16 protein-coding genes and 2 tRNA genes are annotated in these 15,603 nt (G+C 50.5%); 6 read left to right on the forward strand and 12 right to left on the reverse strand.

Annotated features, from left to right (window positions below; translation table 11 throughout):
* The first annotated feature begins 142 nt into the window (after positions 1 to 142).
* Positions 143 to 214: transfer RNA gene (locus EBB54_RS17545), tRNA-Glu, on the forward strand.
* A gap of 47 nt (positions 215 to 261) precedes the next feature.
* Here the strand turns inward: EBB54_RS17545 and EBB54_RS17550 are convergent.
* The 6 genes from EBB54_RS17550 to murB form a co-directional block, all read right to left on the reverse strand.
* Positions 262 to 501 (reverse strand): hypothetical protein, encoded by a 240-nt coding sequence (locus tag EBB54_RS17550; protein WP_125130871.1) that lies wholly within the window; start codon positions 499 to 501, stop codon positions 262 to 264.
* 127 nt (positions 502 to 628) lie between these two features.
* Positions 629 to 1,591 (reverse strand): diacylglycerol/lipid kinase family protein, encoded by a 963-nt coding sequence (locus tag EBB54_RS17555; RefSeq protein WP_125128384.1) that lies wholly within the window; start codon positions 1,589 to 1,591, stop codon positions 629 to 631.
* Positions 1,592 to 1,698: 107 nt separating this feature from the next.
* On the reverse strand, positions 1,699 to 1,956 hold the full coding sequence (locus EBB54_RS17560; protein WP_004078084.1) for an HPr family phosphocarrier protein: 258 nt from the start codon (positions 1,954 to 1,956) through the stop codon (positions 1,699 to 1,701).
* The gene (whiA, locus tag EBB54_RS17565) at positions 1,953 to 2,915 is read right to left on the reverse strand and encodes a DNA-binding protein WhiA (RefSeq protein ID WP_125128385.1); all 963 of its coding nucleotides are present in this window, start codon (positions 2,913 to 2,915) and stop codon (positions 1,953 to 1,955) included. Before whiA ends, EBB54_RS17560 begins: the two co-directional genes overlap by 4 nt.
* 16 nt (positions 2,916 to 2,931) lie before the next feature.
* Entirely contained in the window at positions 2,932 to 3,810 is an 879-nt protein-coding gene (rapZ, locus tag EBB54_RS17570; protein ID WP_125130873.1) for an RNase adapter RapZ, read from the reverse strand.
* A 39-nt stretch (positions 3,811 to 3,849) separates the two neighbouring features.
* On the reverse strand, positions 3,850 to 4,755 hold the full coding sequence (gene murB, locus EBB54_RS17575; RefSeq protein ID WP_125128386.1) for a UDP-N-acetylmuramate dehydrogenase: 906 nt from the start codon (positions 4,753 to 4,755) through the stop codon (positions 3,850 to 3,852).
* A gap of 161 nt (positions 4,756 to 4,916) precedes the next feature.
* Here murB and EBB54_RS17580 point away from each other — a divergent pair, with 161 nt between their 5' ends.
* From EBB54_RS17580 to EBB54_RS17590, 3 genes are all read left to right on the forward strand, one after another.
* Entirely contained in the window at positions 4,917 to 6,224 is a 1,308-nt protein-coding gene (locus EBB54_RS17580; protein ID WP_125128387.1) for an HlyC/CorC family transporter, read from the forward strand.
* 127 nt (positions 6,225 to 6,351) lie between these two features.
* A tRNA-Ser gene (locus tag EBB54_RS17585) sits at positions 6,352 to 6,439 on the forward strand.
* Positions 6,440 to 6,581: 142 nt separating this feature from the next.
* Positions 6,582 to 7,346, forward strand: a complete 765-nt coding sequence (locus tag EBB54_RS17590) for an N-acetylmuramoyl-L-alanine amidase (RefSeq protein ID WP_004078093.1) — start codon at positions 6,582 to 6,584, stop codon at positions 7,344 to 7,346.
* Between the two features lie 121 nt (positions 7,347 to 7,467).
* Here EBB54_RS17590 and glmM read toward each other — a convergent pair whose 3' ends face one another.
* The 5 genes from glmM to EBB54_RS17615 all read right to left on the reverse strand — a co-directional run bounded on the left by glmM (position 7,468) and on the right by EBB54_RS17615 (position 13,061).
* The gene (glmM, locus tag EBB54_RS17595; RefSeq protein ID WP_125128388.1) at positions 7,468 to 8,817 is read right to left on the reverse strand and encodes a phosphoglucosamine mutase; all 1,350 of its coding nucleotides are present in this window, start codon (positions 8,815 to 8,817) and stop codon (positions 7,468 to 7,470) included.
* A 159-nt stretch (positions 8,818 to 8,976) separates the two neighbouring features.
* Entirely contained in the window at positions 8,977 to 9,609 is a 633-nt protein-coding gene (locus EBB54_RS17600; RefSeq protein WP_004078103.1) for an endonuclease III domain-containing protein, read from the reverse strand.
* Between the two features lie 53 nt (positions 9,610 to 9,662).
* Entirely contained in the window at positions 9,663 to 11,042 is a 1,380-nt protein-coding gene (locus tag EBB54_RS17605) for an MATE family efflux transporter (protein WP_193554365.1), read from the reverse strand.
* 304 nt (positions 11,043 to 11,346) lie between these two features.
* On the reverse strand, positions 11,347 to 12,372 hold the full coding sequence (locus EBB54_RS17610) for a sugar kinase (RefSeq protein WP_125128390.1): 1,026 nt from the start codon (positions 12,370 to 12,372) through the stop codon (positions 11,347 to 11,349).
* A gap of 47 nt (positions 12,373 to 12,419) precedes the next feature.
* Positions 12,420 to 13,061, reverse strand: a complete 642-nt coding sequence (locus tag EBB54_RS17615; RefSeq protein ID WP_004078109.1) for a bifunctional 4-hydroxy-2-oxoglutarate aldolase/2-dehydro-3-deoxy-phosphogluconate aldolase — start codon at positions 13,059 to 13,061, stop codon at positions 12,420 to 12,422.
* A 227-nt stretch (positions 13,062 to 13,288) separates the two neighbouring features.
* On the opposite strand from EBB54_RS17615, the gene EBB54_RS17620 reads away from it, so the two are divergent.
* Positions 13,289 to 14,053: an IclR family transcriptional regulator gene (locus EBB54_RS17620; RefSeq protein ID WP_004078111.1), complete on the forward strand. Its 765-nt coding sequence runs from the start codon at positions 13,289 to 13,291 to the stop codon at positions 14,051 to 14,053.
* A 75-nt stretch (positions 14,054 to 14,128) separates the two neighbouring features.
* Here the strand turns inward: EBB54_RS17620 and EBB54_RS17625 are convergent, their stop codons facing one another.
* Positions 14,129 to 14,779, reverse strand: coding sequence for an HAD family hydrolase (locus EBB54_RS17625; RefSeq protein ID WP_125128391.1), 651 nt, complete (start codon positions 14,777 to 14,779; stop codon positions 14,129 to 14,131).
* Positions 14,780 to 14,950: 171 nt separating this feature from the next.
* Here EBB54_RS17625 and upp point away from each other — a divergent pair, with 171 nt between their 5' ends.
* A complete protein-coding gene (upp, locus tag EBB54_RS17630; protein WP_004078114.1) occupies positions 14,951 to 15,580 on the forward strand; it encodes a uracil phosphoribosyltransferase in 630 nt (209 codons plus the stop codon).
* Positions 15,581 to 15,603 lie beyond the last annotated feature (23 nt).

Consider the following 15,603-nt stretch of genomic DNA (forward strand, 5'->3'; position numbering starts at 1 on the left):
TCTGCCAAACAATTCCAGAAAGAATTTACAATCAATTTGCATAAAAAAATAATTTTATGCTTGCACTATTGCAAATCATGTGATATAATCAATCTTGCTTGTGAGACAGAACGATTCAGACTGGATCAGAAGTGCAATATATGGCTCCATGGTCAAGCGGTTAAGACGCTAGCCTCTCACGCTGGAATCAGGGGTTCGATTCCCCTTGGAGTCACTATCATTATTACCCGGAACTTTACTGTTTATGTAGAGTTCCGTTTTTTATTGCCTGAACAAGTCGGAATGTGTGCCGGTTCTGGTTAGCTCCAGACTCTTCCACAATTCATCCAGTGTGTCAAAACATTCACCGCCTCCGTTTTCCAGCTCCTTCATGGCTGCTATCGTTTCATTGTTTGGAATTTCCCCAAAGCCGGTCAAGTTTTCCAGTATGCCGACAACATAAACCATCCTTTCTTCATCAATTACATCCAGAAGCTGTATTGCCCTTTCTTTGTTGCTCATGATCTGCTCTCCTCTCTTTTTTTGCCCCAGTACCATGAATAATACAATCGGCGGCAGGGAATCCCCTACCGCCATCTTAAAATCCGCATCCTGCACTGCCAGATTCTGTTCACCTGGAAGCAGAATGTCAGATCTCCAGTCCTTCTTCCTCTTTGATCTTCTCCAGAAGCTCTTCTTTCTTTACTTCCAAACGCGCCTTCGTATCTTCCGCTACCATAATCAGAAGCCCCTGCTTCTTGTTCAATATGGTCACTTCATCGTGCTCCCCGCCAAATTCGCCGTCCAGAGTCCAGGGGATCTCTTCCACAGACTCGAAATGGATCTCCCCGGAGCGGAATGAGTATACGTGGTTGGAGTCGATCTGCTTGATCACGAGCGACGCAATGATCTCATTCAGAGCGATGGGGTTCTTCGGCGTCTTGATCAGCGTCACCTCAAACAGGCCGTCGTCAAATATGACATCCTTTCCGATGATCCCCTTGAAACCGCCCACCGACCGTGAATTGGTTACCATGCCGAACATGAAATCATCCTCAATCACTTCCCCGTCATGTTCCACCCGGACATGGTAAGCCGGAATATTGAATATCTGCTTTGAGCCTTCCAGGATATATGCCAGATGCCCCAGCACGTTTTTCATACTCTGCTTCGTCCCGTAGGACACGTCTGTAAACAGGCCGAACGCCGCAATATAGACAAAATAATCGTCGTTGAACTTTCCCACGTCGCAGGGAAACGGAACTCCGTTGACCGCCACATCCGCCGCCTCCAGTATATTGCCGGAAATATGCAGGCTGTGCGCAAAATCGTTGGTAGTCCCAGCCGGGATATATCCGATGGGCACCTTTCCTCCGCGTTTGGAAACCCCTGTCACCACTTCGTCCAGCGTCCCATCCCCGCCGCTGCACACAATGATGTCATAATCTTCCGTATAAGTGACTGTCTTCGCCAACGCATCGTGATAGCACTGAGTCGGATATGTGGTGACCTCATAGCCGCCTTTTACCAAGATATCAATCACATCTGCAAGCTTTGGTTTTAATACACCTGTCCCTGCATTCGGATTATAAATAAACAGCATCTTCTTCATAATTCTTTCATCTCCCCGTTACAGGCAAAAACTCCTCTTCTGTCATATCCTGTTATGAAAAATATTAACTCACAGACAGAACTTTATACTCGGAAAACAATATGAAATTATTTTGATGTCATAAAAAATGTTTTGATCCCCTCTGCGGCTTTCTCTTCATCCTCCCCCTCTGTGAAGATCGTAACCTCTTCCCCTTCTGAAAGGCTCAGACTCATCATCCCCATAATGCTCTTCGCATTGATGCTCTTGTCCTCTACCTTGATATACACTTTACTTGCATACTGACTTGCTTCCTGTACCAATAATGCAATCGGTCTTCCGTCAAGCCCCTTTTCCTGTCTTACGACAACTGGCATTTCAATCATAATCCTGACCCTCCTTGTTCTTGTTTCACTTTTTCTGCCAATTCCTCCAGCTTTCGAAGTCTGTGATTTACCCCAGATTTCCCAACCGGCGGAGACAAGATTCCCCCCAGCTCTTTCAATGATGCGTCCGGATGGGACAGGCGGGCAAGCGCCACCTCTTCCAGCCCTTCCGGCAATTTTTCAAAACCGATAGTGTCGCGCAAGTATGTAATATTCTCCATCTGCCTCACCGCAGCGGAGACGGTTTTGTTAATGTTTGCAGTTTCACAGTTTACCTTACGATTTACCGTGTTGCGCATCTCCTTCAAAATCCTGACATTTTCCAGTTCCATCAAGGATACATGCGCTTCCATGACATTCAGGATATCTACAATCTGAGAACCTTCTTTCAGATAGACAACATATGACTTCTTCCTCGGTACGATCTTGGCGTCCATCGCAAAGCTGCGGATCAGCTTCTGGATCTGTACCGCCATCGACTCGGCTCCGCAGACGATCTCAAAGTGGTAGGACTTGGCCGGATCGCTCATAGATCCCGCAGCCAGAAAAGCCCCCCGGATAAACGCCCGCCTGCAGCAGGTCTGCTGAACCACGATCGGATTCGCAATGCGTACCTCCTCAAATTCCCTCCCGGGCTCGTCAATCAGCTTCGCCGCCTGGAGTATCCGCAGCGCATCGCCGTGCCGTCTGACGACCACCGCATAGACAACACTCTTCTTCGTCATGTTCTTCCGAATTGAGATATCAGCATCTATATTAAATGTTTTTTCGATCAATGTAAAGACTTTTCTTGCAACAGCCTGATTTTCCGTGTGGATTTTCAGGCAGTACTGGTCTCTGCTGCCTATGGCAATGGAACCGCAAATGCTCAGCAAAGCCGCCAGTTCCGCGATCTGGCAGTGTCTGGCCGTGCTCAGGCTCCTGGAAAGTTCTTCCTTTACATTCCCAGAAAATGACATGTCCGCTTCCCGCCTTTCAGTGCGCTTTTACAATGGCGTCCTTTTCGATATCCCTGTGTTCGATCCGCACGCCATAATGCTCCTTTTTCTGCATATACTGGTACATGACATTCGCCAATGTGACGGAACGGTGCTTTCCTCCGGTACACCCGATTCCGATCACAAGCTGATTCTTCCCTTCCAGAATATAATTCGGAAGCAGGAAGTCCATCAGCCCCATAAGCTTTTCCACAAACGCCTGCGCCCGGTCGTTGTCCATGACATACTCCTGAACCTCCCGGTCGTTTCCTGTTTTTTCCTTAAGCCCTTCTATATAGTAAGGATTGGGCAGGAATCGCACGTCAAAGACCAGATCCGCGTCCTGCGGAATCCCGTATTTGAAGCCAAACGACATCACGGAAATGTACAGATTCTTAAATTCCTTTCCTTCCACGAAGATCTTTTCCAGCGCCTGCTTTAGTTCCCTGGTAAGCATCTTGCTTGTATCCAGTATATACGTTGCCTGCATCTTTAAGAACGCAATCCGTTCCCGTTCTTTTGCGATCCCGATATCCACCCTGCCGATGCCGCCCAGCGGGTGCTGTCTGCGTGTCTCCTTGTACCGCTTGACAAGTACGTTGTCCCGGGCATCCAAAAACAGAATTTCATACCGGATACCCTGGGCGTCCATATGGCTTAACTGTTCTTCGATCCCGTCCAGCGCCTGTCCGTTCCGGATATCAACCCCCAGCGCCGCCTGGCTGATCTCCGCATCCGGAAGCATGAGCATTTCCGCAAACTTGGGCATAAGCGGAACCGGCAGGTTATCCACGCAGAAATACCCCATATCTTCCAGCATCTTCAATGCGGTGGACTTTCCCGCCCCCGACATTCCCGTTACTATGACAAACCGCATCTTACCTGCCACCTGTCCTTTCTCCTTCCGGATCGTCCCCTAAAACTCTCCGATCATCTTGACTTCCGGCTCCAGCCGTACTCCGAACTGTGCGTATACCTTTTCCGACACCTGCTCCATCAGGGAGCGGATATCCTTTGCCGAAGCCCGGTCTTTGTTGATTACGAACCCGCAGTGCTTTTCGGATACCTGCGCTCCGCCCACCTGAAATCCGCGCAGCCCGGCATCCTGAATCAGTTTCCCGGCAAAATATCCCTCCGGCCGTTTGAAAGTACTTCCAGCGCTGGGATATTCCAACGGCTGCTTGGAAGTACGCTGTGTTTTGAGCTCCTCCATGCGTTCCCGGATCTTCTCCGGGTCTCCCGGTTCCAGGTGTATGGATGCGCCCAGAACCAGGCCCTTGTTCCTGGAGAAAACGCTGGTCCGGTAGCCCAGTTCCATATCCTCCGCCAGAATGTCCTCAAATGCTCCCTCCGCACTCAGAACCCGGGCCTCGATGAGCACCTGCTTCATCTCCCCGCCGTAAGCTCCGGCATTCATCATCACCGCGCCTCCCAGCGTCCCCGGAATCCCGGAAGCAAATTCGAATCCGGACAGCGCACCGGCCTGGGCTTCTGCCGCGATTTTCGAAAGCAGCGCGCCGGCCTGGGCATGAATCACCGAATCCCGGATCTGAATCCGGTTCATCTTCTGATAGATCTGCAGGATCACGCCCCGGTAACCCAGATCCCCTACCAGCAGGTTGCTCCCGTTTCCCACAATATAAAAGGGAACCCCCGCCGCCCGGATGGCAGCCAGGGCCTTCTGCACCTGCCCTTCTTCCTCCGGAGTCACAAACAAATCCGCCGGGCCGCCCACCCGAAACGTGGTATGTCTGCTCATCGGCTCATCCTTAAGCACATTGTCCTCACCCAATATTCTGCATAATTCCTGATACAAATCCATACACCGTCTCCATTCATTCTATAAGGTTGCTGTTCAAAGTCACACTGTAATATCAATATACAATAAAACGAATCGAAATTCAACTTGCAAATTTCGCGGGAATGATGTATAGTTAACTGGTATACTCGTCGAGTTTAAAGTAAAAGGAGTTGAAGATATCATTGGACCCGAGTGACGCCATACAATTTTTCATATTGTTTATCCTGTTGTTGTTATCAGCCTTTTTCTCTTCTGCGGAGACAGCCCTTACCACGGTAAGCAAGATCAAGATGCGCTCCCTTGCAGAGGACGGCAATAAGCGGGCGGCAACCGTGCTGGATATTACGGAGAACCATTCTCCCAAGATGCTGAGTGCCATTTTAATTGGGAATAACATCGTGAATCTCTACGCCGCGTCCCTGACTACCACATTAGCGTACAGTCTGGGCGGAGCAATGGTCAGCATCGCGACCGGTATCCTGACCGTGGCAATCCTCATTTTCGGTGAGATTACCCCGAAGAATGCGGCCACGATCAATTCCAGCAAGCTTGCGCTGGCGTATATTCCGATCATCAAGATATTTATGACGGTCATGACTCCGGTCATTTTTATCGTAAATCTGTTATCCCGGGGCGTATTGTTCCTTCTTCGGATCGACCCGAACGCGAAGAACAATGCCATGACCGAGGATGAGCTTCGTACAATTGTAGATGTCAGCCATGAGGACGGCGTGATCGAATCCGAAGAGAAGGAGATGATCTACAATGTATTCGACCTGGGAGATGCCCGTGCAAAGGATGTCATGGTTCCCAGGGTGCATGTGACATTTGCGGACGTCAACAGTACTTACCATGAACTGTTAGAGATTTTTAAAGAGGACAAGTATACCCGACTTCCCGTGTATGAAGATACCACGGACAATGTCATCGGAACGATCAATATGAAGGATTTGCTTCTGTTCGACAACAGGGAGCACTTCCACGTACGGGATATTCTCCGGGAAGCCTATTTCACTTATGAGTATAAGAGCATCTCCGAACTGCTTGTAGAGATGCGTGACGCTTCATTCAACATTGCCATCGTATTGGACGAATACGGCGAGACCGCCGGACTGATCACACTGGAGGATATTCTCGAGGAGATCGTCGGTGAGATCCACGATGAGTACGATGAGAACGAAGAGAATTTCGTTCAGAAGGTGAATGATCTGGAGTATATTGTAGAAGGCTCCCTGAGCCTGGATGATCTCAACGACCGGCTGGATCTGGAGCTGGAGTCGGAGGATTATGATTCCCTCGGAGGCTTCATCATTCAGCGCCTGGACCGTCTGCCTGAGGTGGGCGATGAATTTACGACCGAGGATGGTATCCGCATGATCGTAGACCGCCTGGATAAGAACCGGGTAGAGCTTGTGCATATATACCTTCCGGAAAAGGATCTGCCTAGTCCGGAACATGACGAAGAGGAAGAACGTGAGGCTGCTGACTAGCAGCAGCCTTGCTTCCATATATTTGATACTTTGTATCACGGCCCGACGGCCGTAACAGAATCCCCCTTGGGGTTATATTTTGACGACAGATTCGGCGGTCACAAACCGCCGGTTATCTGCTGATTTTGGAGAGTTATCGAAGTGGTCATAACGAGCTGCACTCGAAATGCAGTTGTCCTTTACTGGGCACGTGGGTTCGAATCCCACACTCTCCGTCTGAAAAAGTCGCTGCTGTACAGAGCGGCTTTTTTGAGTTCCTTTTGCACACTTCCGGGTTTCCCGTCATATTTTGATAGAAAGTATCTGTTCAATTTTTCTGCGGATACAAAAAAGAAGTTTATGAAAGGAAACGCTGCTATGCCTATTTCAATCATGCTGGATGCCGGCCACGGCGGCCGCGATCCCGGTGCAGTCTATAACGGCCGCCAGGAAAAGGACGATACGCTCCGCCTGACCCTGGCTGTCGGTGAGATCCTTCAAAACCACGGACTGGACGTGGAGTACACAAGAACGACCGATATCTACCAGTCCCCCTATGAAAAAGCAATGGAAGCCAACAACGCCGGCGTGGATTATTTTGTTTCCATCCACCGCAACTCGTTTCCCACTGATAATGTAGTCTCCGGTGTCCAGTCACTGGTCTACAACCTCTCCGGGATCAAACTGGAGATGGCGGAAAATATCAATGACCAGTTGGAAGCGGTGGGCTTTGTCAATCTTGGAGTCGAAGCCCGCCCCAACCTGATCGTCCTGAACAGGACGAAAATGCCTGCGGTCCTGGTGGAAGCCGGGTTTATAAATTCCAACACGGACAATGCGTTGTTTGATGAAAATTTTGATGACATTGCCCAGGCAATCGCCTCCGGAATCCTGGATACGCTGAATCACCCGGATTCTGTTCCTGATCCGTCGGTTTACTACGTACAGGTCGGCTCCTTCCGCAACCCGGCCTACGCCAACCGGCTGCTGAACGAACTGCTGGAACAGGATTATACGGCTTCCATCGTAGAAGGGGACGGCTTTTTCCGTGTACGTGTAGGCAGCTTTGAGAATCTGGAGGATGCCGCAGAAATGGAACAGGACTTAAAGCGGGCCGGATATCCCACCATAATCGTAAGCTGAACGGATGTTTTCCATTTATCTGGCGAAGGGTATCTGTTTCCCCCGCCCAAAACGCAGGAAAGGACGTAACAAAATTAGATTTGCTGCGTCCTTTCCTGCTGATTTTTTATTCTGCATGCAATTACTGTACGGCTTCCAGACCCTCCGCCCGGATCACATCAATCACCTGCTCTACATGCTGCCTGCAGATCTCGTCTGTGGCCGCCTCTACCATCACGCGGATCACAGGTTCCGTACCGCTCTCACGGACCAGAATCCTTCCGTCGCTTCCCAGCGCCGCCGCCACATCCTCCACCGCTTTCTGCACTGCCGGGTTCTCCCTGGCCGTTTTCTTGTCAGTAACCCGCACATTTTTCAGAAGCTGGGGATAAATCTTGACGTCCTCGCATAATTTTGCAAGCGTCTGTTTCTTTTCCATGATCACTTCCATGATCATCAGAGACGTCAGTATACCGTCTCCGGTTCTCGCGTGCTTACTGAAAATGATATGTCCCGACTGCTCGCCGCCCAGGACAAACCCGTTGTTCATCATGTTTTCATATACATATTTGTCGCCTACCGCGGTCTGCTCATACTTCATACCAATCTTGTCGCAGGCTTTGTAAAGCCCCAGGTTCGACATCACCGTGGTAACGATCGTATTGCCTGCCAGCCTTCCCTGTTCCATCAGGTATTTGCCGCACATATAAAGCACCAGGTCACCGTCCACAATCTTACCATTCTCATCGACAGCGATACAACGGTCCGCATCCCCATCATAGGCAAAGCCCGCGTCCAGCTTTTTCTCTTTTACAAATTCCTGGAGCACTTCGATATGCGTAGAACCGCAGTTCTGGTTGATATTGAGTCCGTCCGGCTCATTGCTGATCACGTAGGTCTTTGCCCCCAAAGCGTCAAATACGCTTTTGGCAATGCTCGAAGCGCTGCCGTTCGCGCAGTCCAGACCGATACGCATATCCTTGAAGGAACGGGTAGCCAGTGAAATGAGGTGGCCGATATACCGGTTTCTCCCCGCCGCATAATCAATCGTACGTCCGATCTGCTCTTTCGCTGCCAGCGGCAGCTCTCCTGTCACCCCGTCAATGTAGTTCTCAATCTTCTCTTCGACCTCTGCCTCCATCTTATGGCCTTTTTTGTTGATCACCTTGATCCCGTTATCATAATAGGGATTGTGGCTTGCAGAAATCATAATGCCGCAGTCAAAATCCTCTGTCCTTACCACATAGGATACGCTGGGCGTGGTAGTGACATGGAGCAGATATGCGTCCGCCCCGGATGCCGTCAGCCCGGCCGCCAGCGCGTACTCGAACATGTAACTGCTTCTTCTGGTGTCTTTTCCGATGACGATCCTTGCTTTGTGCTCCTGTCCGAAATACCAGCCCAGGTAGCGTCCCACTTTGAATGCATGCTCTACGGTCAGGACAACATTGGCTTCTCCCCGGAAGCCGTCAGTTCCAAAATATTTTCCCATTTTTTCTACCTTCTTATTTTAAAATTTGCCATAGAAAAGTATTGATAAATGGCTCTGCCATGCAGAGCCTTCTTTGACCATACCTATTATATTATTTTCCACTCCAAGATACAACTGTTTTTTTCGTATTCCGATTTTTCAAATCAAAGCTGCTTCAAATCAGAGCTTTTTTGCACAGATGTCCGCAACACAGCACTGACCGCAGAATGGGCTTGTCCGTGCGGTGCAGACATCCCGGCCGTGATACACCAGGCGGTGGCAGAAGTCGCTCCCCTCCTCGGGAGGAATCAGCTTCCACAGCTCCATCTCTACTTTTTTCGGATCCTTGATCCCGTCTACCAGTCCCATCCGGTTGACCAGCCGGATACAGTGGGTGTCCGTGACGATGGCAGGTTTGCCGAATATGTCCCCCATGATCAGGTTGGCGCTCTTCCTGCCTACCCCCGGCAGCTTCAAAAGGGCGTCAAAATCATCCGGCACCTTTCCGCCGTACTGGTCTCTGAGGATCTTCATACAGGCGCTGATATCCCGCGCCTTACTTTTTCCAAGGCCGCAGGGGCGCACAATCTTCTCAATGTCCTCCGCGTCGGCCGCTGCCAGGGCATCCACATCCGGATATGTTCCGTACAGCTCTTCCACCACCACATTGACCCGGGCGTCCGTACACTGCGCGGCCAGGCGGACGCTGACCAGCAGCTTCCATGCCTGGTCAAAGTCCAGGCTGCACTCCGCGACAGGGTATTCCTTTTTCAAACGTTCTATGATCTCTGCGGCAAGCGCTTTCTTTGTCATTTGCTTTCACCCATCCCTTTTATCTCTTACATATCCGTTTCTCTGCAGTATTCTTAACGCAGCGCAGTCTTCCTCCATTTTCCTTTCCTGTAGAAAAGAGCCGTAGCCAGCGCCCCGACGATCCAGGAGAGCAGCAAGGATATGAAGATGCATTCTTTTCTTCCCTGGGGGAACTGCTCGCTCCGGGTCAGGTATACCAGTCCGTAAGCCAGCGGAACCCTGACAATAATGGTGGTGACCATGGAGATCCACATGGGAGTCATCGTATCTCCGGCGCCTCTCATCACGCCGGACAGGGACTGGGTCACCGCCATGGCGATATAGCCCACTGCCAGGATGCACATCATATTCATACTCAGCGTAACCAGACTTTCCGTATTGGTAAAAATTCCCATCAGGCTTTTCCCGAATAACAGGATCAGCCCTGTAATCACGGCCGACGTGCCAATTGCCATGAACGTCCCCTGCTTTGCCCCCTTCGCCACACGGTCATAGGCTCCTGCACCTACGTTCTGTCCCGCATATGTGGTCATTGCCGTTCCGAAGGAAAAGTTCGGCAGCATGGCAAATCCGTCCACACGCATGACGATCACGTTTGCCGCGATAAACTGCTCTCCGAAGCTGTTGGTCAGAGACTGCACCACCAGCATCGCCATCGACAGGATTGCCTGCGTCACACCGGAAGGCACGCCCAGACGGACGATATTCATGGAATGGTACTTCGTCATTTTCAGATATTCCCGATTCAGGTCAAACAAATCCTTCATCTGCATCAGCCTGCGGACGCAGAGCAGTGCGGAAATGCCCTGTGCGATAGCCGTCGCAAGCGCCACGCCATCTACTCCCATACCGAAATATACGACAAATACCAGGTCCAGGATGATATTCAGGATACTAGCCACGATCAGATAGACCAGCGCCGAGATGGAATCGCCCAGTCCCCGCAGGACGCCGCTCAGGATATTGTAGTAAGCAAGCCCCGCAGACCCGATAAAGAGAATATGGAGATAAGAGGTACACCAGTCAATGATGCTGTCCGGTGTCTTCAAAAGCAGAAGCAGGGGCCTTGTCAGCATCGTAGCCACCACCATGACAAATATGGACGCCAAAGCAGTCAGTACGATACAGTTTCCAATCGTGCTGGACAGATCCTTCCGGTTCTTTGCGCCGAAATACTGAGACACCATGATGCTTGCGCCCATACTGATCCCGATAAACAGCACGATCAGCAGATTCAGGATGGGCCCCGCGCTCCCTACCGCGGCCAGCGCGTTGTCGCCTACAAAGTTGCCGACCACCACGCTGTCTACCGTATTATAAAGCTGCTGCGCAATATTCCCGATCAGCATGGGAACCGTAAATATCAGTATATTTTCCCATGGCTTTCCCACTGTCATGTCAACCGGAGCAAATAATTTCTTCAGATATTCCATTATGTTTCATCTCTCCTCCCATTTTTTGTTATGCATGATTCTCCCCCCGTTAAGAAGGTCGGCTGTCAAGAATCTATTTCCTGCCAGCCGACGCTCAATGAATATATACTAACACGTTATGCCAAAATATTACAAGACCTTTTTTATAATTTCAGTTGTTTTTTGCGCGGAACAGGGCTGCCACAAGTGACAGCCCTGTTTCCAATCAGCAAAATGGGAGAAATGTCCGGAACAGAGCTTCAGGCACTTCTGTTCCGAATTTTGATACTGAGCGACGGATCAATCCGCCGCACAGTACTGTATATTATCTCTGGACACGGCCGGAAGCATCGCCGCCGGCAAGTTTTGCGACTTCGTCCATAGATACCATGTTATAATCACCCTCAATGGAGTGCTTGAGACAGGACGCCGCCACCGCAAATTCTATGGAAGCCTGCGGGTCATAGCCGCCCAGCACTGCGGCGATGAGTCCGCCGCCGAAGCTGTCTCCGCCGCCTACGCGGTCTACAATGTGCATCTTGTACTTTTTACTGAAATAGTAATCCGTTCCGTCAAACAGCATGGCGGACCAGTTGTTGTCATTGGCCGAAATGGACTCCCGGAGCGTGATCGCCACCTTCTCAAATCCGAAGCGGTCTGCAAGCTGTCTTGCCACGTCCTTGTAGCCTTCCCGGTTTACTTCGCCTGCGGTCACATCTGTATTGGCCGCATGGATTCCAAATACGTCCGCCGCGTCCTCTTCATTCGCAATGCAGACATCCACATATTTGCACAGCTCGCCCATCACCTGGCCGGCCTTTTCCTTGCTCCACAGCTTGTTCCGGTAGTTCAGGTCGCAGGAGATCTTCACGCCTGCCTCTTTTGCCGCCTTGCAGGCATCCAGGCAGATCGCAGCCACACCGTCGTTGAGGGCCGGTGTAATACCTGTAAAGTGGAACCACTCGGCGCCGTCAAAGATCGCTTTCCAGTCAAAGTCCTCCTTAGCCGCCGTATAGATGGAAGAGCCCGCCCTGTCATAGATAACCTTGGATGGTCTCTGGGACGCTCCTTTTTCCAGGAAATAAATGCCCACACGGTCTCCGCCCCGCGCAATATGGGAAGTATCTACCCCGAATTTTCTCAGAGAGTTGATCGCAGCCTGTCCGATCTCATGCTTCGGAAGCTTTGTTACAAATGCTGCGTCGAACCCGTAATTTGCCAGAGAAACCGCTACATTGGCCTCACCGCCTCCGTATGTGGCCCCCAGCTTATCCGCCTGTACAAACCGATAATATCCCTCCGGCGCGAGCCGCAGCATGATCTCACCAAACGTTACCACTTTTTTTGCCATTGTTTTTCACCTTTCCCTTCTGTCCTTCCCCGGATACAGATCCTGTCCTACCTGCTTCTGATGTCTGCAACCAGCTTCACTGCTTCTTCTGTCATTTTCTGAATCTCATCAAACTTCCCGTCTCTCACCAGGTCGCCTTTTACCATCCAGCTTCCGCCGCATGCGATGATCTTATCGCAGCTCAGATAGCTTTCCAGATTCTTTGCATTGACCCCGCCTGTAGGCATAAATTTCAGTCCCACATAAGGCGCGGCCATCGCTTTGATCGTCGCCACCCCGCCGAACTGCTCTGCCGGGAAAAACTTCACGATCTTCAAGCCTCTTTTTACCGCCTGTGCTACCTCGGAAGGGGTGATGCATCCTGGAAATACCGGGATATTCTTTTCAAGACAGTAGTCCACGATCTCCGGGTCAAATCCCGGGCTTACGATAAACTTTGCCCCTGCATTCACTGCACGGTCAACCTGGTCGATGGTGAGCACCGTACCTGCCCCTACGAACATCTCCGGATACTCTGTCGTCATCATCCGGATCGACTCTTCCGCCGCATCCGTGCGGAACGTCACTTCCGCGCAGGGAAGTCCGCCCCCGCACAACGCCTTTGCCAGCGGCGCGGCGTCCTTCGCGTCGTTCAGCACAACAACCGGTACAACACCCATCTTCTGAATCTTTTCTGCTACTTCTCCCATGATTATTCTCCTTATCTTTTAGTTTCATAATATGAAATTCAATTTCATATTATGAACTTCATGCTTTTATTATACTCCACATTGAAAGATTGTCAACCTTTTCCAGAAAGATTTTTCATAATAATTAGTATGTCCCTCTTTTTGCAATATCATTTGCTCTTTTTTCATAAACATGCTACAATACCACATGGTCAAAATACTGGCCAATACGACAAGAGGTGAAGCACATGGAATCCAAGAACCCGATCCAGGTATCGGAACGCATCTTCCATACCATCGAATATCTGGCGCAGTCCGGCCCTACAGGCCTGCAGGATCTGAGCAATGAGCTGGGGCTCAACAAGAGCACCGTCCACCGGATCTTAAACTCGCTCATCTGTATGGATTATGTCCGGCAGGATACCGAAACTCTGAAATACAGCCTTAGCTTCAAATTCTGCAGGATCTCCAACCAGATCCTTTCCCAAAACAGTATGATCGATATAGCCCGTCCTTATATCAAGCAGCTCGCGGAACGCAGCGGCGAAACCGTCCATCTGGTACAGATCGACCATATCCATGCGGTCTACATCGACAAAGTGGAATCTCCCCGGAACTCGGTGCGTCTCGTGTCCATGGTGGGAAAAAGCATCCCACTCTACTGCTCCGGAGTGGGCAAGGCGATGCTGGCCGATATGCCGGATGAAAAAATCCGTTCCGTCTGGGAGCAAAGCGATATTCGGAAGATAACGGAATATACCATCACTGATTTGGCTGATTTTCAGGAGGAGATCCGCAAGATCCGGAGAAACGGCTATTCCCTGGACAATGAGGAAAATGAACCCGGCGTCCGCTGCATTGCCGTATCCCTGAAAAGCTTCCAGGGCAAACCCTCTTATGCACTGAGTATCTCCGCGCCGAAGGACCGGATGGAGGACAGCCGGATTGAGGAACTCAAAGAAATGATTCTGAATACAAAAGAAAAAATATCTCAGGAAACAGGAAGCTTTTAGCACAGGCTTCCTGTTTTTTCCTGTCATCGTACGCCAAAAGGCGGCAGGCTTTCGGCATACGATGACGCACTTTTCTCAGGATCCGAAGACAACCGGATAGATATCTTTTACAGTCTCTGCGATATAGGAAGCCCCTGCCTCCTTCAATTCCGTATAGTCCCCATATCCGAACAGTACGCCCAGGGAGTCGATCCCGTTTTTTTTGGCTCCCAGAATATCATGCTCCCGGTCGCCCACCATCAGCACCCTGGACCGATCCGGAATATCGCAGGTCTCAAGCACATAGGCGATTACCTCATCCTTTTTTGTGCGGGTTTCGTCCAGGCTCGCGCCTGTGATCTGTTCAAAATAGTCCGCCAGGCCGAAATGCTCCAGAATCCTTTTTGCAAAGACCTGGGGCTTTGAGGTCGCCACAATGGCCCTTTTTCCGGAATTCCGGATCTCTTTCAACAGATCCTCTATGCCAAAATATACCGTATTTTCGAAAATCCCCTTGTCCACATAGTACTCTCTGTAATACTCCACCGCCTTTTCGGCTTCCTTTGCGGAAAATCCGTAATATTTCTCAAAGGATTCCCTTAACGGCGGTCCGATAAATTTGTACAGCTCCGTTCTATCTGTCACTTCAATCCCGTACTTTTTTAATGCATATGCCACGGAATTGGTAATTCCCAGCCCGGAATCCGTCAATGTCCCGTCCAGATCAAATAAGATCACATCATACATGGCTTCTTCTCCTTTTCGTCATTTTTCCTGCTTTTATCTTAGCATAATTTCCCCAAACCTGGAAGCCGGAAGATGGATTTGCGAACCGGGATTGACTTTACACTGAAGTTTCGCTAAAATGTCCATAGTATCTACAGAAAAAGCATCTATAGAAAAACAGAGGTATAACACATGAAAAACGTATTTATTATGGATCATCCTTTGATTCAGCACAAGATTTCCCTGCTCCGCAAAAAAGAAACCGGAACCAATGAGTTCCGCAGGCTGGTAGAAGAGATTGCCGTCCTGATCGGTTTCGAAGCTTTCAGGGATCTGCCGCTGGAGGATGTGGAGGTAGAGACCCCCATCGAGACATGCATGACACCGATGCTTGCCGGCAAGAAGCTGGCCGTCGTTCCCGTCCTGCGTGCCGGATTGGGGATGGTGAACGGCATCACGACGCTTGTCCCGTCAGCTAAGATCGGGCATATCGGGCTTTACCGCGATCCTGAGACTCACGAGCCGCATGAATACTACTGCAAGCTCCCGGTGCCTATTGAACAGCGCCAGATCGTGGTTGTCGATCCCATGCTCGCTACAGGGGGCTCGGCGGTAGCCGCAGTGGACTTTATCAAAAAACACGGCGGCAAAACAATCAAATGCATGTTTATCATCGCCGCACCGGAAGGAATCGAGCGTCTCACGAAGGCCCACCCGGACGTACAGGTCTATGTCGGGCATCTGGACAGGGAGCTGAACGAGGCCGCCTACATCTGCCCGGGACTCGGCGACGCCGGCGACCGCATCTTTGGAACGAAATAATAAAAAAAGTGAAATCCCGGAGA

Origin of the sequence: Schaedlerella arabinosiphila, from assembly GCF_003885045.1 — a bacterium.
Taxonomy (GTDB): Bacteria; Bacillota; Clostridia; order Lachnospirales; family Lachnospiraceae; genus Schaedlerella; species Schaedlerella arabinosiphila.